A 22,344-nucleotide genomic window follows, 5' to 3' on the forward strand; every position below is an offset into this window, starting at 1 on the left:
GGTTTGCAGCCCTCCAGCCCGAGACCTTCTCCCCGACACCCCCAGCCCGCCCACGGTCCACCGTCGGCGGGCTTCTTCGTTTCCGAGGCACCGATTCTGGACATGCTTGCCGTCACGTACCGCAAGGTCGAGACGCTGATCCCCTACGCCCGCAATCCGCGCACGCACAGCGACGAGCAGATCGCGCGCATCGCCGCCAGCATCGCCGAGTTCGGCTGGACCAACCCGATCCTGGTCGACGGCGACCACGGCGTGATCGCCGGTCACGGCCGGCTGCTGGCCGCGCGCAAGCTGGGGCTCGCCGAGGTGCCGGTGATCGAGCTTGCGCACCTGACGCCTGCGCAGAAGCGCGCCTACGTGATCGCCGACAACCGGCTCGCGCTCGATGCCGGCTGGGACGAGGCGATGTTGGCGCTGGAGTTCGCCGAACTGGCCGACGCCGGCTTCGATCTGGACCTGACCGGCTTCTCGGCCTCCGAGATCGAAGGCCTGCTCGACGCCATCGAGGAGACCGAACCGTCCGACGAAGAGGACACGAGCGCTTTGGCCCGTGACCCGGACGAGGACGACGTCACACCGCCCACGGTGGCGGTCACGCGCCCCGGCGACTTGTGGCTGCTGGGCAAACATCGGCTGCTCTGCGCCGACAGCCGCGACGCGGCCGCCGTCGCGCGCCTCCTCGATGGCGAGCGGGCGCACCTGCTCTTCACCAGCCCGCCGTATGCCAACCAGCGCGACTACACCACCGGCGGCATCTCGGACTGGGACGCACTGATGCAAAGCGTGTTCGGCGCTGCTCAAACGGCCATGCGCGAGGACGGCCAGATGCTGGTCAACCTCGGCCTCGTCCATCGCGACAACGAGTGGCAGCCGTACTGGGACGGCTGGATCGAGTGGATGCGCAGCCAAGGCTGGCGGCGCTTCGGCTGGTACGTCTGGGACCAGTCGGTGACCGTGCCCGGCGACTGGGCCGGGCGGCTGGCGCCCCGCCACGAGTTCGTCTTTCACTTCAACCGACGCTCGCGCAAGCCTAACAAGACCGTGCCCTGCACGTGGGCCGGGCACGAGACGCACCTGCGCGCCGACGGATCCTCCACCGCGATGCGCGGCAAGGATGGCAAGGTCGGCGCCTGGAACCACGCCGGCCAGCCGACGCAGGCGTTCCGCATCCCAGACTCTGTCGTCGAGGTGACGCGCCAGCGCGGCCGCATCGGTGAAGGCATCGATCATCCGGCGGTGTTCCCGCTGGGCCTGCCGAAGTTCTTCATCGAGGCCTACACCGACGCGGGCGAGATCGTCTTCGAGCCGTTCGCGGGCTCGGGCACCACGCTGCTGGCCGGCCAACTCACCGGCCGCCCGGTACGCGCCATCGAACTCGCTCCCCAGTACGTGGACGTCGCGCTGCGCCGCTGGCTGCAGCACCACCCGGGCACGGTGCCGGTGCTGGAGGGCAGCGGTCGGACCTTCGCCGAAGTCGCCGCCGAGCGGCTGGGCGAGACGGCGGAGGTCACTGCATGAGCTGGCTGGCCGATCGCATCGAGCACTGGCCGATCGACAAGCTGCTGCCCTACGTGCGCAACGCCCGCCAGCACTCGGACGAGCAGATCGCCCAGATCGCGGCCTCCATCGCGGAGTTCGGCTTCGTCAATCCCATTCTCACCGGCGCCGACGGTGTGCTGGTCGCGGGCCATGGGCGGCTTGCCGCCGCGCGCAAGCTGGGCCTGCCCACCGTGCCGGTGGTCGTGCTCGATCACCTCACGCCGACCCAGCGCCGCGCCCTGGTGCTCGCGGACAACCGGCTCGCGGAACTCGCGACCTGGGACGATGCCCTGCTGCGCATCGAACTGGAGGCGCTGCAGGACGATGGCTTCGATCTCGATCTCACCGGATTCGACGCCGATGCACTGGCAGAACTGCTGGCCGATGAGGAACCACAGATCGAGGGCCGGACGGAGGACGATGCCATCCCGGAGATGCCGGAAGAGCCGGTGTCTCGGCCGGGCGACGTCTGGCGGCTCGGGCCGCACCGCCTGGTCTGCGGGGACGCGACCACCGCCGAGGCCTACGCGCGCCTGTTTCCGGACGGCGAGCGGGCGGACATGGTCTTCACCGATCCGCCCTACAACGTGAACTACGCCAACAGCGCGAAGGACAAGCTGCGCGGCAAACACCGCCCCATCCTCAACGATGCGCTGGGCGAAGGCTTCTACGATTTCCTCTACGACGCGCTGGCGCTGATCATGGCGCACACCCGAGGCGCGATCTACGTCGCCATGTCCTCCAGCGAACTGGACACGCTGCAAGCGGCCTTCCGCGCCGCCGGCGGGCACTGGTCGACCTTCATCATCTGGGCCAAGAACACCTTCACGCTGGGCCGCTCGGACTACCAGCGCCAGTACGAGCCGATCCTCTACGGCTGGCCCGAAGGCGCGACGCGCCACTGGTGCGGCGACCGCGACCAGGGCGACGTCTGGCAGATCAAGAAGCCAGCGAAGAACGATCTGCACCCGACCATGAAGCCGGTGGATCTGGTCGAGCGGGCCATCCGCAACTCCAGCCGCCCGGGCGACGTGGTGCTCGACCCCTTCGGCGGTTCCGGAACGACACTGATCGCGGCCGAGAAGGCCGGGCGCGTGGCGCGGCTGATCGAGCTCGACCCGAAGTATGCGGACGTGATCGTGCGGCGCTGGCAGGACTGGACGGGCCAGCAAGCCACCCGCGAGGCGGATGGCCTGGCCTTCGATCAGGCGGCGAGCGACTCGTCGGCGATCGCGCAGTGAATCACGAACCCGGTCAGATTGGGCAGCCCGCGCGGGATGTGCTGCCCCATCGCGACTCAGGCAAGCCGGTAGACGCGCTCGCCGCCCGGGGATCTCTCGGAGACGATCGTCAGGCCCAGTTTCTTCTTCAGCGCCCCGGCCAAGGTGCCGCGCACCGTGTGCGCTTGCCAGCCGGTGCTGTCCATGATCTGGCGGAGGGTGGCGCCTTCGGGACGCTGCAGCATCGCGATCACCTGCGCCTGCTTGCTGTCGGCGCGGGGGCGGCGGGGCTCGGCGCTGCGATGCGCATCCTGCGCCCAGGTGGCTTCGGCGGCGGTGACGGCGGCCTCCAGGTCGGCCTCGTCGGGTGCCGTCTGCGCCTGCTCAGCCTGGGCGATCACCGCATCGAGCTTGGTGACGAAGGACTGGCGCTGGGCGGTGCGGGCACCCGGGCGCGGCACGCCCAGGGCCTCGTAGCCTGCGTCGGCGACGACCCAGACCTCGCCCTGGCGGGCGATCAGGGCGCGGTTGGCCAGGCCATCGAGCACCTTGCGGCGGGCACCGCCTTGGATGTGCTCGGGGAACCAGTCGATTCGGCCGTCGCTGTGCTCGAGCGCATGGGCCAGGATCGCGTGCTGGGCGGGGGTCAGGGTGATGGTGCTCATGGTCTGCTCCTGGATAGGGATGGATCGGCGCGAGTCAGTCTTCCCACAGGTGCTCGCCATCGAGGCTGATCCACAGGCGCGCATCGCGCGCGGTGGCCATCTCGCGCACCGCCAAGCCGGTTTTGAGGTGGGTGCCGGTCTTGCCGGTGAAGTCGTAACGCTGGCCGTCGTGCATCACGGTCGCTGGGCCTTGCTCGTCGAACTCGATTCGGATCAGGCGGGTGCCGAGGGCGTTTCCGTTGGTGTCGGTGACCTGGGGTTGGCGGATGCGCAGGGTCATGGTCTGCTCCTTGGTGCGTGGTGATTGGGTGAGGTGATGAACGCGCTGTTCGCGTGAGAAGCCAAGCGTTCTTGCTTGGCTTCGCATTGCTCGTCAGACCTTGCGCAACACCGAGATGCCGGCCTGCGCCAGTTCGAGCGCGGCGGCGTGGAAGGCCATCTCGCCGACCCAGGGCGCAGCCCTTGCGTCGTCAAACAAGCGGTCGATGACCGGCCGGGCCTTGGCGCGCATCGCGGCGCAGGCGGCTTCGAGCTCGTCGCGGCTGGCGGCGGCCACCTCCTTGCGGCAAGTGCGCACCAGCACGGTCAGGGCGGCCTCGGCGAGCTTGGTGGCGAGAAGGTCGGGGATGTGGGGGTTCATCGGGCGTCCTTTCGATCGGGTGGTTCGGGGTGACGTGATGAACGCGCTGTTCGCCCGTGAAGCCAAGCGTTTTCTGCGGGTGTTGGCCAAGAACTGACGATGACTTGATCGAAGAGGGCCATGGGCATCTCGATTCGCGCCTACGCCCGCCACCGTGGGGTATCGGACACCGCCGTGCACAAGGCCATCCGCACCGGGCGCATCACGCCCGAGGCGGACGGCACCATCGACCCAGACCGGGCCGACCGCGACTGGACCCGGAACTCCGAGCCGCCGAAGGCGGGAACGGGCTCCCGGACCGTGAAGGTGCGGGTGGCGGAGGATCCGGCCCCCAACCTCGCCACCGGCCTGCCCGCAGGCGGCACCACGCTCGTGCAGGCGCGCACGGTCAACGAAGTGGTCAAGGCGCAGACCAACAAGGTGCGGCTGGCCCGCCTCAAGGGCGAACTGGTCGATCGCCACCAGGCCATCGCGCATGTGTTCAAGCTCGCCCGTACGGAGCGCGACGCTTGGCTCAACTGGCCGGCGCGGATCTCGGCGCAGATGGCGGCCCGGCTCGGCGTGGAGGCTCACACCCTGCACGTGGCCCTGGATGCCGCCGTGCGCGAGCACCTCGCCGAGCTCGGGGAACTCAAGGTTCGGGTCGATTGATGGACGAGTTCGCCTATGAGGGCTGGGACGTCATCGAGCGCGCTTGGCGCGAGGGCCTCACGCCGGACCCGCTGCTCACCGTCTCCGAATGGGCCGACCGTCACCGGGTGCTGTCGAGCAAGGCCTCGAGCGAGCCGGGGCGCTGGCGCACCAGCCGCACGCCGTATCTGAAGGCGATCATGGACTGCCTGTCGCCGACCTCGCCCATCGAGCGCGTGGTGTTCATGAAGGGCGCGCAGGTGGGCGCGACCGAGACCGGCTCGAACTGGATCGGCTACGTGATCCACCACGCGCCGGGGCCGATGATGGCGGTGTGGCCCACCGTGGAGATGGCCAAGCGCAACTCCAAGCAGCGCATCGACCCGCTGATCGAGGAGTCGCCGGTGCTCTCCGAACTGATCGCCCCGGCGCGCTCGCGCGACTCGGGCAACACCATCCTCGCCAAGGAGTTTCGTGGCGGCGTGCTGGTGATGACCGGCGCGAACAGCGCGGTGGGCCTGCGCTCGATGCCGGTGCGCTATCTCTTTCTCGACGAGGTGGACGCCTACCCGCTCGATGTCGAGGGGGAGGGCGATGCGATCTCGCTCGCTGAGGCGCGCACGCGCACCTTTGCGCGGCGCAAGATCTTCATCGTCTCGACGCCGACGATCGCGGGCGCCTCGGCCATCGAGCGTGAGTACGAGGCCAGCGACCAGCGCCGCTACTTCGTGCCCTGCCCGCATTGCTCGCACCGGCAGTGGCTGCGCTTCGAGCAACTGCGTTGGGAGAAGGGCCGGCCCGAGACGGCGGCCTACGTCTGCGAATCATGCGAGACGGCGATCGCCGAGCACCACAAGACCTGGATGCTGGAGCACGGCGAGTGGCGCGCGACGGCGGAAGGCTCGGGCAAGACGGCGGGGTTTCATCTGTCGTCGCTGTACAGCCCGCTGGGCTGGCGCGCCTGGTGCGAGATCGCCGCTGCGTGGGAAGCCGCCGTCAGTAAAGAGTCGGGATCGGCCGCTGCCATCAAGACTTTCAAGAACACCGAGCTCGGCGAGACCTGGGTCGAGGAGGGCGAAGCGCCCGACTGGCAACGCCTGCTGGAGCGCCGCGAGGACTATGCCATCGGCACCATTCCCGCCGGCGGGCTCTTGCTCACCGCCGGCGCCGACGTGCAGAAGGACCGCATCGAGGTCTCGGTCTGGGCCTTCGGGCGTGGCAAGGAGGCCTGGCTCATCGAGCACCGGGTGCTGATGGGCGACACCGCACGGGATGCGGTGTGGAAGGCGCTGGGCGGGATGCTCGCCGAGACCTGGACCCATGCCTCGGGCGCGGCCATGCCGCTGGCCCGCTTGGCGCTGGACACCGGCTTTGCGACACAGGAGGCCTACGCCTTCGTGCGCGCCTGCCGCGACGCGCGGGTGATGGCGGTCAAGGGCGTGCGGACGGGTTCGATGGGGGGCGCAGCCCTGATCGGCACACCGACGGCGGTCGATGTCTCGCAGGCGGGCAAGAAGCTGCGCCGGGGCATCAAGGTGTATGCGGTCGCGGTGGGGCTCGCCAAACTCGAGTTCTACAACCACCTGCGCCAGAGCGCGGAGGTGGCCGACGACGGCGTGACGGTGACCTACCCGGCCGGTTTCGTCCACCTGCCCAAGATCGACGCCGAGTTCCTCCAGCAGCTCTGCGCCGAGCAACTGATCACCCGCCGCGACAGGAATGGCTTTCCGGTGCGGGAGTGGCAGAAGGTGCGCGAGCGCAACGAAGCGCTGGATTGCTACGTCTATGCCCGTGCTGCTGCTGCGGCCTCGGGGCTCGACCGCTTCGAGGAACGCCACTGGCGCGAACTGGAGCGGCAACTGGGGCTGGCCAGTCCGCCAGCCCTTGAAACACCTACTGAATCGATCACCGAGGCCACCCATCGAGGTGGCCTGGGTGTTTCTGCCACCCGAACCACCGGCCGGCGCGTGATCAAGAGCCGCTGGCTGTCCTGACGAGGAGACGCTATGTCACTGACCACCCGTATCGAGAGCCTGGTGCTCCGCGTCGCGCAGGAGTTCAACGACGTCCGCGCGAAGGCCGGGAACCTCGCCCAGCTCACCACCACCGACAAGTCGAGCCTGGTGGCGGCCATCAACGAGCTGAAGGCCGCGGTGGTGGCCTCGGGAGCGATCGACGACGCCCAGGTCGCCACGAGCAGCACCTACTCCTCGCACAAGATCGTCACGCTGCTCGACACCCTCAAGGCCGAGATCCTGGGCGGGGCCGATGCCGCCTACGACACGCTGCTGGAGATCCAGCAGCTGCTGCAAGACGGCACCAGCGGTCTGGACGCGCTGCTTGCCGCGGTCAACCACCGCGTGCGCTTCGACGCGGCGCAGACCCTGACGGCCGCCGAGCAATCCCAGGCGCGCAGCAACATCGGCGCCGTGGCCGCCGCCGACGTGGGCGACACCGACACCGACTTCGTCGCGATCTTCGAAGGGGCGCTGCTCTGATGAGTCTGGCTGCGCGCATCGCCGCCTTGGCCAGCCGCATCGGCCTGGAGGTCAAGACCAAGATCGATGCCAGCCATCCGGGGCTGGCGCGCGCCTGGGTGTGTTTCGGCCATGTCGGCAACCAGATCGTCGTGCGGGCCGCGCACAACGTCGCCTCGGTCACCCGGCTGGCCGCAGGGCGCTACCGCGTGCACTTCGCCAGCCCGCTGCCGGACGCGAACTATGCCTGGGTGGGCGTGGCCCGCAGCAGCACCAACAGCGGCACGCAGCGGCTGCTGATCGTGCGCGCGACCGCCGACGAGAAGACGCCGACGCACGTCGATGTGGGCTGCGCGACCACCGCGGCGTCGTTCGCCGACTCCCCCGAGATCGACCTCGTGGTCTACCGCTGATGGCCTACACCCAAGCCGACCTCGAGGCCCTGCAAGCCGCACTCGCCAAGGGCGAGAAGCGCGTGAGCTTCGGCGACAAGACGGTCGAGTACCGCAGCGTGGAGGAACTGCAAGCTGCTATTCGCCAGGTGAAACGCGACCTCTTCGAGCAGGCCGTGGCCACGGGGCTGTGGCCCGGCGCGCCGCGGCAGATCCGGATCACGACGACCAAGGGGACGTGATGGGCTGGCGCACCTCACAAACGCCAGCAAGCTGGCTCAGCACCCTCAAGCGCCGGCTGCTCGGCACCAGCCCCACCTACGACGGCGTGGGCGGCGGCCGTAGGGCCGTCGCCTGGCAGGTCGGCAATCCCGGGGCGGTCGCGGCGCTGGCTTTCACGCAGAACGAACTGCGCGCCAAGAGCCGCGATCTCGCCCGGCGCAACGCCTGGGCGGCCGCCGGCATCGAGGCCTTCGTCGCCAACGCCATCGGCACCGGCATCAAGCCGCAGAGCATGGTGACTGATGCGGCCGTGCGCGAAGCCATCCACGCGCTGTGGTGGGACTGGGTGGAGGAGGCCGACGCCGCAGGACTCACCGACTTCTACGGCCTGCAGGCGCTCGCCTGCCGCGCGATGCTGGAAGGCGGCGAGGCGCTGGTGCGCCTGCGCTGGCGCCGTCCCGAGGACGGTCTGCCGGTGGGTCTGCAGCTGCAGGTGCTGGAGCCCGAGCACCTGCCGACCACTTTGAACCGGGACCTGCCCTCGGGCCACGTCATCCGCGCGGGCATCGAGTTCGACCGGCTCGGGCGGCGCGTGGCCTACCACCTGACCCGCTCGCATCCGGGCGACGGGAGTCTGGCGCCGATGTCGGGCACGGGCGCCTCCGCGGGAGGTCTCGACACCGTGCGCGTGGGTGCCTCCGAGGTCATCCACCTGTTCCGCCCGCTGCGCCCGGGGCAGATCCGCGGCGAGCCATGGCTCGCGCGGGCGCTGGTGAAGCTGCACGAGCTCGACCAGTACGACGACGCGGAACTGGTGCGCAAGAAGACCGCGGCGATGTTCGCCGGCTTCATCACGCGGCTCGCGCCCGAGGACAGCCTGATGGGCGAAGGGCTGCCCGATGCCCAGGGGGTGGCGCTCGCGGGCCTGGAGCCCGGCACGCTGCAGATCCTGGAGCCGGGCGAGGACATCAAGTTCTCGGCGCCGGCGGACGTGGGCTCGAGCTACGGCGAGTTCATGCGCCAGCAGTTCCGGGCCGTGGCCGCGGCCATGGGCATCACCTACGAGATGCTCACCGGCGATCTCACTCAAGTGAACTACTCGAGCATCCGCGCGGGCCTGCTGGAATTCCGCCGCCGCTGCGAGGCCATCCAGCACGGGGTGATCGTGCACCAACTGTGTCGCCCGGTGTGGCGGGCCTGGATGGAGCAGGCCGTGCTCGAAGGGGCGCTGAGCCTCCCCGGCTACGCCCGCCGCCGGCGCGCGTACCAGGCCGCCAAGTGGATCCCGCAGGGCTGGCAGTGGGTCGATCCGCTCAAGGAGTTCAACGCGCTCAAGCTCGCGATCCGCGCAGGGCTCATGAGCCGCTCGGAGGCGATCTCGGCCTACGGCTACGACGCCGAGGACATCGACCGCGAGATCGCCGCGGACAACGCGCGAGCGGACGACCTCGGGCTGGTCTTCGACTCGGATCCGCGGCACGACAGGCGGAGCGACACCGTCACTCCGCTAGCGGCGGAGGCTCACGTGAGCGAAAGCGAACGTGAAGCGATGCGTGAAGCGATGTGATCCTCTCCGGGCAGACGAGTCGGCGCGGCAACGCCGTGCCCGACGTCGGACCTCGCCGCTGCAGCCCCGGCTGCCTGGCGCGGACGACCCCGGGACTACTCGCCGTCCCAGTAGTCCAGACCGTCCTTCACCCGCCCCATGTAGGCGAAGCGGTGCTCCGGGTCCAGCACGCCGAACTTGCCGGAATCGGGGTAATGGCAGACCTCGGGCGTGCGCGCAGTGCTCACCGCCAGTACCTTCAGCTCGGCGGTGCCGGTGTTGACGATCTGGTGCGCGGTCTCCGAGCCGCCGGCCGGGCAAGCAATCACGTCGCCCGCGCGGATCGGATGCGTCTGCCCACCGACGCGCAGCACGCCCTGGCCTTCGATCACGAAGAACATCTCCTCGTTGACGGTGTGGCAGTGGTAGGGATATGCCCGCTTGCCAGGCGCGATGACGGTGACGTTGTAGCCGAGCTGGCGAGCGCCGAGCGCGCGGCCGATCAGCGCGGTTCGGCCGCCGTAGCGCTCGGCCGGCATCTCGGAGCCCCAGAGACGGGAGAGGTCAGCGAGGTCGGTGTAACTCGCGTCGTTGATGTTGAGGATGGGTCGGTCCATGCGTGGCCTCCTGGCGTTGGGTGGAGCAAGGCCTGCAGCCTACTTTAGGATTGCGGACAGTTTCGGTCCTCATTCGAAATCTGCATGCTGCCCGCCTCGTCCCGCCTCCTGAGGCTGCTCGGCCTGCTGCAACAGCGCCGCTCTTGGAGCGGGCCGCAGTTGGCCGAGCGGTTGGGTGTCACGACGCGCACCGTCCGACGGGATGTAGAGCGACTGCGCGGACTCGGCTACCGGGTGCGGGCGCTGCCAGGTGCCGAGGGCGGCTACCACCTCGAGGCAGGCACCCAGCTCCCGCCCCTGGCCTTCGAGGAGGACGAGGCTCTCGCGCTCGCGCTCGCATTGCGAAGCGCTGCCTTGGGCGGCGTGCGCGGCTTGGAGGAGTCCGCTTTGGTGGCTTCGATGAAGCTCGAGACGCTCTTGCCGGCGCGGCTGGCGCGCCGGCTCAAGAGCCTTTTCGATGCGGTGCAGCCACTGACGAACGCAGCACCGGCCGCCGACCTGGGCCATCTCGCTGCGCTGGCCGACGCCAGCGAGCTGCAGCAGGTGGTCGAGCTGCGCTACCGCGACGTACAGGGCCGCTCCAGCGTTCGTCGGATGGAGCCAGCTGGCCTCGTGTGTGCAGAGTCGCGCTGGTATCTCGTCGCCTGGGACCGCGGACGCGCGGACTGGCGCACTCTGCGCGTCGACCGCATCGAGGACGTACGCACAATGGGGGACGCCTTTTCCCCGCGCCCCCTTCCCGCCGAGGACGGCGTAACGGGCGGCAGCCGAGGCAAGGCCTCTGCCCGGCCACCGACGCGGGCCGATCTGGCCGCTTTCGTCGCACGCCGCATCTCCACCGACGTCTACCGCGTGCAGGCGCGGGTAGTGTTGCATTCGCCCGTCGACGCCGCGCAAGAGCAGATCTCCCCGTTGGCCGGCCGCCTTGAGGCGCTCGGGCCGGCTCGCTGCCGGCTCGTCACGGGCGCCCACCGGGTGGCGGCGCTGGCCGCTTGGCTGCTCAGCCTGGACGTGGACTTCGAGGTGGAGTCGCCGCCCGAACTGCAGGCCTGCCTGCGCCGCATGCAGGCCCGGCTCGAACGCACGCTGGCACCTTCCTGAACGAGCGACCGACGGGCAGCTCGGAGAGGGCATTCCAGCGTCCTCCACGCGCTGGCCGAACCGACGCGTCGCGCAAGGCTTGTGGGCGCGGCAGCCGGCCCGCACAACGTCGGCGAATCGGCCACATCGTTCGAGAGTTCGCAACTGGTTTTGGACTCCCCGCGGCACGACAACCAGAGAGACACCGCCGATCCGGTTGCGGCCGCCGGTGCCACAAGCCAAACACCGAACTTCAGGACTGACACCGATGCTCCCCCACCTCGCCGCCCGCCTGTTCGGGACGCCCCTGCTCGTCCAGCGCGCCAAGCTCGACCTGATCCTCGCGGTGCTCTCCGACCGCCTGAATCTCGCCGCGCCGGACGTCGCACTCGCGCCGCCGCTGCCTCGGGCCCCGAACCCTCCGGCGTCTCCGTCAAGCTCGATCGCGGTCCTGCCGATCCACGGCACCCTGGTCAAGCGCACGCTGGGGCTGGAGGCGGCCTCGGGGCTGGTGAGCTATGCCGAGATCGGCGCGCGGCTGGAGGCGGCGCTGGCCGACCCTCTGGTGGCCGGCATCGTGCTCGACATCGACTCACCCGGCGGTGAGACCGGCGGCTGCTTCGAGCTCGCCCGCCGCGTGCGCGAGGCGGCCGGCCTCAAGCCGGTCTGGGCGGTGGCCAACGACGCGGCCTTCTCCGCGGCCTACGCGATCGGCTGCGCCGCCGAGCGGCTCTACGTCACCGAGACCGGCGGCGTGGGCTCGATCGGCGTGATCGCGCTGCACGTGGACCAATCGGCCAAGGACGCCCAGGACGGCTACCGCTACACGGCGATCACCGCGGGCGCGCGCAAGAACGACTACTCGCCGCACGAGCCGCTTCACGACGCCGCGCGCGCGGCGCTGCAGGCCGAGGTGGACCGGCTCCACACGCTCTTCGTCGCGCACGTGGCGGCGATGCGTGGCCTGCCCGAGGACACGGTGCGCGCGACCGAGGCCGCGCTCTTCTTCGGCCCGCAGGCCGTGGAGACGGGGTTGGCCGATGGCGTGGCGACGCTGGCCGCGGTGCTCGCCGAGTTCGACCGACATCTTTCTGCCGCGCGGCGTCCGTCTTCCCCGCCGCGCCAAGCCCCGACCGGGAAGGCGACCGTTCTCCGAGGAACCCCCACCATGACCGACACCCCGTCCGAGACGCTCGGCGTGGATGAAGCCGCCGCCCTGGTGGCCGAGGCCCGCCGCGAAGTGGCGCAGTCCGCGCAAGCGATCGCGGAACTGTGTCTGCTCGCCGGCTGCCCCGAGCGTGCCGCCGAGTTCATCGCCGCCGGCCGCACCGAAGCCGAGGTGCGCCGCGCCCTGATCGAGGCGCGCGCCGCCCACAGCATGGAGTCGGCCGTGCGCTCGACCCACGCGCCCCAGGACTGGGCCGCCCCCGGCGCCGATCCGGCCTTTTCGCCCGTGGTCGCCGCCGTCAAGAAGCTCGTCCGTCGAGAACCCCTTGCCGCGGAGTAAGCCATGCCCACGCTCACCCAAGCCCCCAACCTCGGCGACCTGCTGAAGTACGAGGCGCCGAACCTGTATTCGCGCGAGCAGGCGACCGTGGCCGCCGGGCAGAACCTGCCGCTCGGCGCCGTGGTCGGCCGCGAGACGGCCACAAGCAAGCTCAAGGCCCTCGACCCCGCGGCCGGCGACGGCAGCGAAGTCGCCGTGGGCGTGCTCGCGCTGGCCGTCGATGCGACGCTGATCGACCGGGAGGACGCGATCCTGATCGCCCGCCACGCCATCGTCGCGCGAAACGCGCTGGTCTGGCCCGCGGGGATCACCACCGCGCAGCAGCTCGCTGCGATCGCCCAACTCGAAGCGCGCGGCATCGTGGTGCGCGACAGCGCCTGACCGACACCCGATCCCGACCCACTCGAGCGACCCGCCGCCTGGCGGGTTTCGCATTTCTGGAGACCCCGATGCTCAACCCCTTCGATTCCCCCGGCTTCTCGATGGCGAGCCTGACCGCCGCCATCAACCTGATCCCCAACCGCTACGGGCGGCTGGAAGCCTTGAACCTGTTTCCGGCCAAGCCCGTGCGCACGCGCCAGGTCGTCATCGAGGAGTACGCCGGGCGCCTGAACCTGCTGCCCACCCGGCCGCCCGGCTCGCCCGGCACGGTGGGCGAACGCGGCCAGCGCCGGCTGCGTTCCTTCGTCGTCCCGCACATCCCGCACGACGACGTGGTGCTGCCCGAGGAGGTCCAGGGCATCCGGGCCTTCGGCTCGGAGACGGAAATGGAGGCCGTCGCCGGCGTCCTGGCGCGGCACCTGGAGACCATGCGCAACAAGCACGCGATCACCCTCGAACACCTGCGTATGGGCGCGCTCAAGGGCCAGATCCTGGACGCCGACGGCAGCACGATCTACGACCTGTTCGACGAGTTCGGCCTCACCCCGCAGGTCGTTGCCTTCGACCTCGGCAACGCCGGCACCAACGTGAAGGCGAAATGCCTGTCGGTCCTGGCCGCGATCGAGGACAACCTCAAAGGCGAGTTCATGACCGGCGTGCATTGCCTGTGCTCGCCTGAGTTCTTCGCGGCGCTGACCGGCCACGCCAAGGTCGAGAAGGCCTTCGAGAACTGGCAGCAGGGCGCAGTCCTCATCAACGACGTGCGGCGCGGCTTCACCTACGCCGGCATCACTTTCGAGGAGTACCGCGGCCAGGCCACCGACGCCGAGGGCAACGCGCGCCGCTTCATCGCCGCGGGCGAGGCCCACGCCTTCCCGCTGGGGACGGTGGACACCTTCGCCACCTACTTCGCCCCGGCCGACTTCAACGAGACCGTGAACACCCTGGGCCAGCCGCTCTACGCCAAGCAGGAGCCGCGCAAGTTCGACCGCGGCACCGATCTGCACACCCAGAGCAACCCGCTGCCGATGTGCCACCGGCCGGGTGTGCTGGTCAAGCTCACCGTCTGACGGTGCCTGTCCGATGGTCCGTGTGGAGGATCTGTACGACGCCGCCGAGCGCGCGGGACTCTTGACGCCCGTCGTGGTGGGCGCCGCCACCGTGCACTGCGCGTTCCGTGCGCCGGACGAGACGGTGCTCGACGGCCTGGCGCTGGCGCGCGACTTCGAGATCGAGTACGCGGCCTCGCGCCTCGCGCTCGCACCGGGCGACGTGGTCACCATCGCCGGCGAGTCCTACCGCGTGCGCGAGGTCAGCGCCTTCGGCGACGGCCGCGAGTGCCGGGCCCAGCTTGCGAGGCTGCCATGAACTCGGTGCGCGAGCGCCTGCTGCGCCTTCTGATCGATCGGCTCACGGCGGCCCTGGCCCCGGCGCCCGTGCTGCGCCAGCCGGCGACACCGCTGCCCCGCGAGGCCGGCCCGGCACTGCTCGTCTTCGTCGAGGGCGACGCCCTCACCGCGCACGCCAACCGGCTGGCGGACCGCTCGCTCACCGTGCGTCTGGTCGCGCTCGCGCGCGGCGCGGACGCCTTCGACGCGGCCGACCGGCTGGTCGTCGCCGCCCACGCCGCCGTGCTCGCGGACCCGAACCTGGGCGGCCTGGCGCTCGCGGTGCGCGAGCTCGACGCCGACTGGGACGCCGACGACCTCGATGCCGGCACGGTGACGCTGCCGGCGCGCTACGAGATCCGCTACCGCACCACGCTGACCGACCTCACGACCACGGGATGACCCATCCAATGCACATCGAACTGCTCCAAGCCCACACCCACGCCGGTCGGCGCCTGCCCGCGGGCGCGCGGCTGGACCTGCCCGAGGCCAGCGCGCGCTGGCTGATCGCCCAGGGCGCGGCCCGGCTCGTCACGCCGGACTCTCCGACGCCTGTCCCGTCCCTCAAACCCTCGCGCCGTGACGGTTCCGCCGCCGCGACCCCATCCACGCCCACCCCCACGGGAGACTGACCATGCCTTACTTCTCTGGACAAGGCCGCGTCTACATCGGCGCGCGCGACTCGGCTGGCCATCCGGCCGGCCTCAGCTTCGTCGGCAACGTGCCGGAACTGAAGGTGTCGCTGTCGGTGGAGACGCTGGAACACCAGGAGGCGCAGTCCGGCCAGCGCCTGACCGACCTGCAGCTCATCAAGACCAAGAAGGGCGAGTTCGCCTGCACGCTGGAGGAACTCAGCAGCGGCAACCTCGCGCTCGCCCTCTACGGCCACTCGACCACGGTGGCACCGGGCACGGTCACGGGCGAGGCGCTGCCCAACCCGGTCACCGCGGGCAGCCTCTATCCGCTCGCGCACCAGAACGTCTCGGCGGTGCAGATCCAGGACGGGAGCAGCCCGCCCAAGCCCCTGCCGGCGACGCAGGTCCAGGTGCACGCCAGGCACGGCTCGGTGCTGATCCTCGACGCCACGACCGGCGGCCCCTATGTCGAGCCCTTCACCGTGGATTACACCTATGGCGCCGCGCAGAGCACGGCGATGTTCACTCGGCCGCTGCCCGAGCGCTGGGTGCGCTTCGAGGGACTCAATACCGCCGACGGCAACCGCGAGGTGGTGATCGATCTCTACCGCGTGGCCATCAATCCGGCCAAGGAGCTCTCGGTCATCACCGACGAGCTGCTGAAGTTCGAGCTTTCGGGTCAAGTGCTGGCCGACACGCTCAAGCCCGCCGCCGGCGACCTCGGCCAGTTCGGCCGCCTGGTGCTCTTGTAAGGGGATGGCGATGACCGATAGCAATACCGACTTCCAGACCTTCCCACCCATGCCCAAGGTGGTCACGGTGGCGGACACCGCAGTGGAACTCACGCCGATCCGCCTGGGAGAGTTGCCGCGCCTGCTGGCCGCGGTGCGGCCCATCGCAGCCGATCTCTCGGCCGAGCCGGATTGGCTCGCGCTGCTCGCCACTCATGGAGATGCGGTGCTGGAGCTGCTCGCGCTCGCCACCCGGCGCGACCGCGCCTGGATCGAGGGGCTGGCGCTCGACGAGGCCGTCACCTTGGCCTGTGCCGTGTTCGAGGTGAACGCGGATTTTTTCGTGCGGCGGGTGACGCCGAGCATCGCGCGCTCGGGCGAGCGGCTGGCGCCGATCCTCTCGGCTGGGACGATGCCGTCGCCCGGCTCGTCGCCGCCGGCCACCGCCACGCCGAGGTGATGGGCTACACGCTCGCGCAGGCGTGGGCGTTCCTCGCCGCCCACGGCCGGCTGGAGCGCAGGCAGAACGCCTTGCGGCTGGCCTTGCACGCGGTGGCGGCCCAGGGCGACCGGGCGGCCATCGAGCGTCTGCAGCGCGAGTTGTGGGAGGACGTGCGGCCATGAAACTGACGCTGGCCACCTCCGGACTGCTCGATCCGAGGCGGCTCTCCGCCTGGAGCGCGGAGCGTCGGCGGGCGATCCACGCGGCGGTGGCCAAAGGGATGACCTCGGGCGGCCGCGAGGTGCGCGAGGCCGCCCGCGCCCAGATGCGCAGCGCCTTCCAGGTGCGGCGCGCGAGCTTCGTCGCCTCGCTGCAAGCCAAGGTGTTCGACCAGAAGCCCGAGCGGCTGCCCGCGCTGTGGGTGGGAAGCCGAATCCCCTGGCTCGGCATCCACACGCACGGCGGCACGGTGGCGGGCCGGATGCTGATCCCGCTGCTGCCCACCCGCATCGGCCCCAAGCGTTTCAAGGCCGTGATCGACGGCCTGATGCGCTCGGGCAACGCCTTCTTCGTCGAGAAGGACGGCCGCGTGCTGCTGATGGCCGAGAACCTCCGCGAGAACGCCGCGCAGCTTGGCCGCTTCAAGCGCGCCGAGCGCGAGCGCAGCGGCGTCAAGCGCCTGCAGCGAGGCCAGGAGATCCCCATCGCCGTGCTGGTGCGACAGGTGGATCTGAAGCGCCGGTTCGATCTCGCGGCAGGCGTGCAAGGCGCCTTGCCCAAGCTCGCTGCCGCGATCGGGCGTGAATTGGACAAACTCTAATGGCAACCGAGCGAGCCCAGATCCTCATCCGCGCCGTCGACGAGACACGCGCGGCCTTCGGCTCGATCCAGCGCAACCTCGGCGGCCTGGCCGACGCCGCACGCCGGGTCAACGGCGTGCTGGCCGGGCTCGGCGTGGCCTTGTCGGCGGCGGGCTTGGCCGCGATGGTCAGGTCGGCGCTGGAGTCGGCCGATGCGCTGAACAAGCTCTCGCAGCGGGTGGGCATCACGGTGGAGGCTCTGTCCACCCTGGTGCCGGCGGCGGAACTGTCCGGGGTCTCGGCGCAGACCTTCGAGACCGGGCTCAAGAAGCTCGCCACCACGATGTTCGAGGCGGCCACGGGCTCGGAGGAGTCCGCCCGGCGCCTCAAAGCGCTGGGCGTGGAGTTCAAGAACCAGGACGGCACGCTGCGCGCGACCGATGCGGTGCTGCTCGATCTGGCCGACCGTTTCCAGGCCATGCCCGACGGGGCGCAGAAGTCGGCGCTGGCGGTGCAGCTCTTCGGCAAGAGCGGCGCGGAGCTCATCCCCTTCCTGAACCAGGGACGCGAAGGCATCGCGGCATTGACCGGCGAGATGGAAGCGCTCGGCGTGCAGATCGGCGGCGACACCGCGGCGCAGGCCGAGGTGTTCAACGACTCGCTGGCCAAGCTGCGGCTGGCTGCGACGAGTCTGGCCAACCGGGTGATCGAGGCCTTCCTGCCGGCCCTGAACGAGATGGCCGGCGGCATGGTCGAGTCGGCCAAGCAGGGCGGCACGCTGCGCGCGATCCTGGACGGCGTGGTGCTGGTGCTCAAGACCCTGGCGCTGGGTGCCGCCACGGTCGGCAAGGCCTTCGTCGCACTCGGCGAGGCGATCGGCGCTGGTGTCGCGGCGGCGGTCGAGGCCCTGCGCGGCAACACCGCCGGGGCCAAGGCCATCATCGCCGAACTCAAGGGCAGCCTCGTGCGGCGTCTGGACGAGTTGGCCGAGTTCCGGGACAGCCTGTTCGACCCCAAGCCCATCGAGGTCCAGGCGCCGCGCATCCAGGCCGACCCGGCGCTGCTGCAACGGCTCACGGCTCCGGGCCAGGCCCGCGAGGCCGCCAGCGCCCTGGCGGCCCTGCGCAAGGCGCAGATGGACGCCGAGTTCGCCCTGCTCAAAGACGGCCTCGAGCGCCAACAGCGCGCGCTCGATCAAGCACTGGAAGACCGGCTGCTGTCGGTGCGCGACTACCACGGCCGCAAGACTGCGCTGGAGCAGCGCGAACTCGACGCCGAGATCGCCCGTCGCCGGCTGGCACTCGCAGCTAGCCAAGCCGTCGCGACCAACCCGCGCGCATCAGAATCGGACCGCCTGCGAGCCAAAGCGGAGATCGCCAAGCTCGAGGCCGACCTCATCGTCCTCAACGACCGCCGCGCCGACATCGAGGTCGCCAACGCCCGCGCCGCCGCCCGGGCCGAGCGGGAACTGGCCGAGGCCCTGGCCCAGGCGCGCGAGGAACTCGCCCAGCTCACCGGCACCGACACGGCGGAAGACCGGCGCGCCGCGATCGAGCGCAGCGTCCGGGATCTTCGCGCACGCCTGGCGGCCGAGAACGACACCGCGGGCGTGGCGCTGATCGACCGGCTCATCGACGTGAAGGCCGCGCAGGCCAACCTCGCCCGGCTGGAACAGGAGTGGCGGCTCGTCACCGAACGGCTGCGCAACGCCCAGGAGGCGATCCAGATCCAGAGCCAAGCGGGGCTGCTCACCGAAGCCCAGGCCCGGCAGCGGATCGTCGCCCTGCAGCGCGACTCGGTCGCCGAGATGCAGCGGCTCCTGCCCGCGATGCAGCAGGCCGCGCAGGCGATCGGACCGGAGGCGGCGGGCCGCGTGGCCGCCTGGCGCAACGAACTGGAGCGCACACGGCTCGTCGCCGACGAGCTCGCGCCGCTGTGGAACCGCCTCGGCGAAGGCTTCGGCAACGCCCTGCAGGGCATGGTCACCGGCGCGCAAAGCTTCCGCGAGGCGCTGTCCAACCTGTTCCGCCAGGTGGCCGACGCCTTCTTGCAGCAGATGGTGATCCAGCCCTTCCAGCAATGGGTGGCGATGCAGGCGCGGATGCTTGCGCTGAAGCTCGGCTTCCTCCAGCAGGAGCAGGCCATCGAACAAGCGGCGGCGGCCCAGTCGGTCGCGCAGAAGTCCGCCGAGACCACCGCCAAGGTGTCGATGGACGCGGCCCAGGCCGGCGCGGGCGCGGCGGCCTCGCAGGCCTCCATCCCCCTCGCCGGGCCGGCGCTGGCCATCGCCGCGATGGCGGCGATGGTCGCGGCCGTCATGGCCTTGCTGGGCGGGATCGAGAAGTTCGCCGCCGGCGGCTTCGTCACGGGTCCCGGCACGGCGACCTCGGATTCGATCCCGGCGCGGCTGTCGGCCGGCGAATACGTGGTGCGCGCGGCCGCCGTGCGGCGCGTCGGCGTGGCCTTCCTCGATGCCCTCAACGGCCTGCACGCCCCGCCGGTGTGGGACGGGCGGCGTCTGGCCTTCGCCGCCGGCGGCCTCGTGCCCCAGGTCCAGGTGCAGCCGGCCGCACCGCCGGTCAGCCAGGCCGTGCGCATCGTCAACGCCATCGACCCGGGCGTCACCCACGACCACCTGCAGACCCCCGCCGGCGAGCGGGTGATCCTCAACATCATCGGGCGCAACGCGCGCGCGGTGCGCGCGGCGCTCCAGGGATAGCCATGGCCTTGCTCTTCATCGACGGTTTCGATCACTACGACCCGCAGGCACTCGACCCCTTCGGCGATCCGTGGCTCGCGCGCGGCAAGGCGGCGTATCTGTCGCCGCAGGCGCAGCGCATCCAGGGCCGGCGACCCTCGTCCTATGCCTTGCGCCTGCCGGCAGGTACCGGCGGCGGCTACGTCAAGAACCTGGAGACCGGGCGCACCAGCCTCATCGTGGGTGCGGCGCTGCGCGTGGCGCCGTTCGAGAACACCGGTGAGGAGCCGGTGCTGCTCGGCGTGCGCGACACCACCGCGCAGGTGACGCACCTCGTGCGCATCGGCGAGGACGGCCGGCTCAAGCTCTACCGGCGGACGGGATCGGGGATGAGCGGCTGGGACCAGTTGATCTCGACCTCGGTCACGACGGCGGCCGTGCGGGGGTGGCACTACGTCGAACTGCAGGTCGTGCAGGGCACGAGCAACGGCACACTCAACCTGCGCCTCAACGGCGTGCTCGCGATCACCCTGTCGGCGCAGAACACCACCCAGGGCGGCGGGCCGCTGCTCACCGCCTTCGCAGGCAGCGTGCCGGGCCAACCCTGCCCGGTCACCGTCGATGTGGACGACCTCTACCTCGCCGACACCTCGGGCACGATCAACAACACCTTCCTCGGCGACGTGCGGGTCGATGCCCTGAAGCCCCAGGGTGTCGGGACACTGAATCAATGGACGGTCGAGCCCGCGGGACTGCCCGCTTGGGCTGCGGTGAGCGACGGCGATGAGACGACGGCGCTGCGCGCGGCCACGGCGGGACTGCGCCAGACGTTCGACGTCGAGGCGCTGCCCGTGATGACCACCCCGGCGATCCACGGCGTGCAGGTGACCCTGCTCGCGCGCAAGACGGATGCGGGCACCGGCCGCGTGCGTGGGCTCGTGGCGAGCGGCGCGCAGACCGCCGTGAGCGCCGACCTCGTCCTGCAAGAGCAACTGGCCTGGCACACGGCGCTGTTCGAGCGCAACCCGAACGGCAACGTCCAGTGGACGGAAGGCGCCTTCAACGCCGCCGAGTTCGGGCTGGAGTCGGCATGACGGATCGGGTCTTGCCTGAGGTGGTGGCCGAGGTCGGTGGCCAACCCACGCCGGGGGTGAGCGTTGTCGAGCAACGGGCCGAGGCGATCTCGCGCGCGGCCTTCGGGGCGCTGGCCGCCACGGCGCTGGCCGAGACCTCGGCCCAGCCGCTGCCGGCCCCCCATCTCTCGACGCTGTGGGCCGAGACGCTGGCGGAGCACGCGCCGCCGCTGCACGCCCCGGCCTTCTGGGTCGAGGTGTTGCGCCGCGATACCGCCGCGGCGGCGATGGTCACAGAAGCGATGGAGGCCTTCGGCGAGACGCCCTGGCCCGAGGCCCAGCGCGGGGTGTTCGCCTTCCGCCACGACTGGGCCGAGCCCCTGGTCGAGCGCTTGCAATGGGCCACCGGCGTGGCACGGCTCGCCTCGGGCAACGAGGCGCGGCAGGGGCTGCGGCGCGTGCCGCGGCGATCCCTCACCTACCACGTGGGCCACGCTCGCGCGAGCGACGCGCTGGTGGCCGAGTGGCTGGCCGACCATCTGGGCCGGCTCGCGTGGTGGCCGCTGCCGCAGCATGCGGTGCGGCTGACCTCGGCGGCGCACAGGGGCGCGCTGGCGTTGACAGTGACGCCGGTGGATGAGGCGGGCTTCGCGTATACACCCTTCAGACCGCGCCTGGAGGAAGACGGCCTGCACTGGCCTGCGGATCGTCGCTTCGCGCTGCTGATGGCCCCGGACGGCTGGCAGGTGCTGGCGTTCACCGAGGTGGAGCCGGATCGCCTGTGGCTCACCGAGCCGCTGGCGCGGGCCGTCCCCGCGGGCGCGACCGTCCTGCCCCTGGTCGAGGGCCTCGCAGTGGAGCCGGCCGAGTTCACGCAGTGGGTGCCGGGCCTCATCGCCGGGCGCGTCACCGCGCAAGTCGCCTTCGAGCCGCTGCCGGACGAAGGGCTGCTCGACGATCCCTGGCTCGACGGCCTGCCCGTCTGGGCCGATGGCAACTGGCGCGACGATCCCAGCGTCACGGCACAGGGCGTGGTCACCCGGCAGGACGTCTCGCCGGCCGACCCCTGGGTCCGCCGTGACGACCCGTGGCCGACGACGAGCTTCCAGCGCCGGTTTCTGGCTGCCGGGCGTGAAGACATCGCCCGCTGGCGCGCGCGGCTGTACCGCGCCCAGGGGCGGCTCGGTGCCTGCTGGCTGCCCGATGGTCTGGCGCCGGTGCTGCGCATCGCTGCCCCCGCTTCAGCCGACGATGGTTTCCTGCGCGTAGAGGGTGACGGTCTTGCCGCCTTCTGGCACCGCCCGGCCGGTGCGCTGATCGTGCATCCCGACGGCCAGCGCCAGCACGTGCTCACCGCCTCCTGCCATCACGACGGCGGCGGCGCCATTCAAGCCCCCACGCTGGCCGCTGGCGCGGCTGCGCTGCCCCCCGAGGGGGCGCAGCACGCCTTGGGGCGGCCCTGCGGCGTGCTGGTGCTGTGCTCCGGGCTCGAAGCCCCCGTCCCGGCCGGCAGCCGCGTGGTGCGTCTTTCGCGCTGCCGGCTCGACCACGACGCGGTGGAGTTCCACTGGCACACCCCCGAGCTGGTCGAGATGCCCCTGACCCTGCGCCGGCTGCCCGAGCCGCGCGGCAACGATCTCATCACGTACACCCCGTCCTGA

At 70.8% G+C, this 22,344-nt stretch carries 26 protein-coding genes; 22 read left to right on the forward strand and 4 right to left on the reverse strand.

Annotated features, from left to right (window positions below):
• Positions 1–102 precede the first annotated feature (102 nt).
• Both C1704_RS07845 and C1704_RS07850 read left to right on the forward strand, forming a co-directional pair.
• Positions 103–1,518 (forward strand): site-specific DNA-methyltransferase, encoded by a 1,416-nt coding sequence (locus C1704_RS07845; protein WP_419186789.1) that lies wholly within the window; start codon positions 103–105, stop codon positions 1,516–1,518.
• On the forward strand, positions 1,515–2,780 hold the full coding sequence (locus C1704_RS07850; RefSeq protein WP_104302183.1) for a site-specific DNA-methyltransferase: 1,266 nt from the start codon (positions 1,515–1,517) through the stop codon (positions 2,778–2,780). Before C1704_RS07845 ends, C1704_RS07850 begins: the two co-directional genes overlap by 4 nt.
• Before the next feature lie 56 nt (positions 2,781–2,836).
• Here the strand turns inward: C1704_RS07850 and C1704_RS07855 are convergent, their stop codons facing one another.
• From C1704_RS07855 to C1704_RS07865, 3 genes are all read right to left on the reverse strand, one after another.
• On the reverse strand, positions 2,837–3,424 hold the full coding sequence (locus C1704_RS07855; protein WP_104302184.1) for a DUF3489 domain-containing protein: 588 nt from the start codon (positions 3,422–3,424) through the stop codon (positions 2,837–2,839).
• A gap of 34 nt (positions 3,425–3,458) precedes the next feature.
• Positions 3,459–3,704: a hypothetical protein gene (locus C1704_RS07860; RefSeq protein WP_019562355.1), complete on the reverse strand. Its 246-nt coding sequence runs from the start codon at positions 3,702–3,704 to the stop codon at positions 3,459–3,461.
• A gap of 93 nt (positions 3,705–3,797) precedes the next feature.
• A complete protein-coding gene (locus C1704_RS07865) occupies positions 3,798–4,064 on the reverse strand; it encodes a hypothetical protein (protein WP_019562354.1) in 267 nt (88 codons plus the stop codon).
• Between the two features lie 120 nt (positions 4,065–4,184).
• Here C1704_RS07865 and C1704_RS07870 point away from each other — a divergent pair, with 120 nt between their 5' ends.
• Genes C1704_RS07870 through C1704_RS07895 form a run of 6 tightly spaced genes read left to right on the forward strand, consistent with a single transcriptional unit; the run spans position 4,185 to position 9,352 of the window.
• Positions 4,185–4,715, forward strand: a complete 531-nt coding sequence (locus C1704_RS07870) for a hypothetical protein (protein ID WP_019562352.1) — start codon at positions 4,185–4,187, stop codon at positions 4,713–4,715.
• A complete protein-coding gene (locus C1704_RS07875; RefSeq protein WP_104302185.1) occupies positions 4,715–6,688 on the forward strand; it encodes a phage terminase large subunit family protein in 1,974 nt (657 codons plus the stop codon). The genes C1704_RS07870 and C1704_RS07875 overlap by 1 nt, the downstream gene beginning before the upstream one ends.
• A gap of 12 nt (positions 6,689–6,700) precedes the next feature.
• Positions 6,701–7,192, forward strand: coding sequence for a hypothetical protein (locus C1704_RS07880; RefSeq protein WP_104302186.1), 492 nt, complete (start codon positions 6,701–6,703; stop codon positions 7,190–7,192).
• Positions 7,192–7,584, forward strand: a complete 393-nt coding sequence (locus tag C1704_RS07885) for a hypothetical protein (RefSeq protein ID WP_104302187.1) — start codon at positions 7,192–7,194, stop codon at positions 7,582–7,584. Before C1704_RS07880 ends, C1704_RS07885 begins: the two co-directional genes overlap by 1 nt.
• Positions 7,584–7,805: a phage head-tail joining protein gene (locus C1704_RS07890; RefSeq protein WP_104302188.1), complete on the forward strand. Its 222-nt coding sequence runs from the start codon at positions 7,584–7,586 to the stop codon at positions 7,803–7,805. Before C1704_RS07885 ends, C1704_RS07890 begins: the two co-directional genes overlap by 1 nt.
• Positions 7,805–9,352, forward strand: coding sequence for a phage portal protein (locus C1704_RS07895; RefSeq protein WP_245876421.1), 1,548 nt, complete (start codon positions 7,805–7,807; stop codon positions 9,350–9,352). The genes C1704_RS07890 and C1704_RS07895 overlap by 1 nt, the downstream gene beginning before the upstream one ends.
• 95 nt (positions 9,353–9,447) lie before the next feature.
• Here C1704_RS07895 and C1704_RS07900 read toward each other — a convergent pair whose 3' ends face one another.
• A complete protein-coding gene (locus C1704_RS07900; protein ID WP_062196837.1) occupies positions 9,448–9,948 on the reverse strand; it encodes a cupin domain-containing protein in 501 nt (166 codons plus the stop codon).
• A gap of 84 nt (positions 9,949–10,032) precedes the next feature.
• Here C1704_RS07900 and C1704_RS07905 point away from each other — a divergent pair, with 84 nt between their 5' ends.
• The 14 genes from C1704_RS07905 (at position 10,033) to C1704_RS07965 (ending at position 22,344) form a co-directional block, all read left to right on the forward strand.
• Positions 10,033–11,049 carry a helix-turn-helix transcriptional regulator gene (locus C1704_RS07905; RefSeq protein ID WP_062196838.1) on the forward strand — a complete coding sequence of 339 codons (1,017 nt, stop codon included), beginning with the start codon at positions 10,033–10,035 and terminating at the stop codon, positions 11,047–11,049.
• A 247-nt stretch (positions 11,050–11,296) separates the two neighbouring features.
• On the forward strand, positions 11,297–12,535 hold the full coding sequence (locus C1704_RS07910) for a S49 family peptidase (protein ID WP_104302189.1): 1,239 nt from the start codon (positions 11,297–11,299) through the stop codon (positions 12,533–12,535).
• A 3-nt stretch (positions 12,536–12,538) separates the two neighbouring features.
• A complete protein-coding gene (locus C1704_RS07915; RefSeq protein WP_104302190.1) occupies positions 12,539–12,916 on the forward strand; it encodes a head decoration protein in 378 nt (125 codons plus the stop codon).
• A gap of 68 nt (positions 12,917–12,984) precedes the next feature.
• Complete coding sequence (locus C1704_RS07920; protein ID WP_104302191.1) at positions 12,985–13,986, forward strand: major capsid protein; 1,002 nt, start codon at positions 12,985–12,987, stop codon at positions 13,984–13,986.
• Between the two features lie 13 nt (positions 13,987–13,999).
• Positions 14,000–14,284: a head-tail joining protein gene (locus tag C1704_RS07925; protein ID WP_104302192.1), complete on the forward strand. Its 285-nt coding sequence runs from the start codon at positions 14,000–14,002 to the stop codon at positions 14,282–14,284.
• Complete coding sequence (locus C1704_RS07930; RefSeq protein ID WP_104302193.1) at positions 14,281–14,706, forward strand: hypothetical protein; 426 nt, start codon at positions 14,281–14,283, stop codon at positions 14,704–14,706. The genes C1704_RS07925 and C1704_RS07930 overlap by 4 nt, the downstream gene beginning before the upstream one ends.
• Positions 14,703–14,936, forward strand: a complete 234-nt coding sequence (locus tag C1704_RS07935; RefSeq protein ID WP_336469936.1) for a DUF7210 family protein — start codon at positions 14,703–14,705, stop codon at positions 14,934–14,936. The genes C1704_RS07930 and C1704_RS07935 overlap by 4 nt, the downstream gene beginning before the upstream one ends.
• Before the next feature lie 2 nt (positions 14,937–14,938).
• Positions 14,939–15,691, forward strand: coding sequence for a phage tail tube protein (locus C1704_RS07940; RefSeq protein WP_104302195.1), 753 nt, complete (start codon positions 14,939–14,941; stop codon positions 15,689–15,691).
• A 10-nt stretch (positions 15,692–15,701) separates the two neighbouring features.
• On the forward strand, positions 15,702–16,130 hold the full coding sequence (locus C1704_RS07945; protein ID WP_104302196.1) for a DUF6631 family protein: 429 nt from the start codon (positions 15,702–15,704) through the stop codon (positions 16,128–16,130).
• The gene (locus C1704_RS17570; protein ID WP_170064651.1) at positions 16,130–16,294 is read left to right on the forward strand and encodes a hypothetical protein; all 165 of its coding nucleotides are present in this window, start codon (positions 16,130–16,132) and stop codon (positions 16,292–16,294) included. The genes C1704_RS07945 and C1704_RS17570 overlap by 1 nt, the downstream gene beginning before the upstream one ends.
• Complete coding sequence (locus C1704_RS07950) at positions 16,291–16,932, forward strand: DUF6441 family protein (RefSeq protein WP_104302197.1); 642 nt, start codon at positions 16,291–16,293, stop codon at positions 16,930–16,932. Before C1704_RS17570 ends, C1704_RS07950 begins: the two co-directional genes overlap by 4 nt.
• A complete protein-coding gene (locus C1704_RS07955) occupies positions 16,932–19,631 on the forward strand; it encodes a phage tail protein (protein WP_104302198.1) in 2,700 nt (899 codons plus the stop codon). Before C1704_RS07950 ends, C1704_RS07955 begins: the two co-directional genes overlap by 1 nt.
• A 2-nt stretch (positions 19,632–19,633) precedes the next feature.
• Positions 19,634–20,704 carry a hypothetical protein gene (locus C1704_RS07960; RefSeq protein WP_104302199.1) on the forward strand — a complete coding sequence of 357 codons (1,071 nt, stop codon included), beginning with the start codon at positions 19,634–19,636 and terminating at the stop codon, positions 20,702–20,704.
• Positions 20,701–22,344, forward strand: a complete 1,644-nt coding sequence (locus tag C1704_RS07965; protein WP_104302200.1) for a hypothetical protein — start codon at positions 20,701–20,703, stop codon at positions 22,342–22,344. Before C1704_RS07960 ends, C1704_RS07965 begins: the two co-directional genes overlap by 4 nt.

This window comes from Caldimonas caldifontis (assembly GCF_002930615.1).
Classification (GTDB): domain Bacteria; phylum Pseudomonadota; class Gammaproteobacteria; order Burkholderiales; family Burkholderiaceae_C; genus Caldimonas; species Caldimonas caldifontis.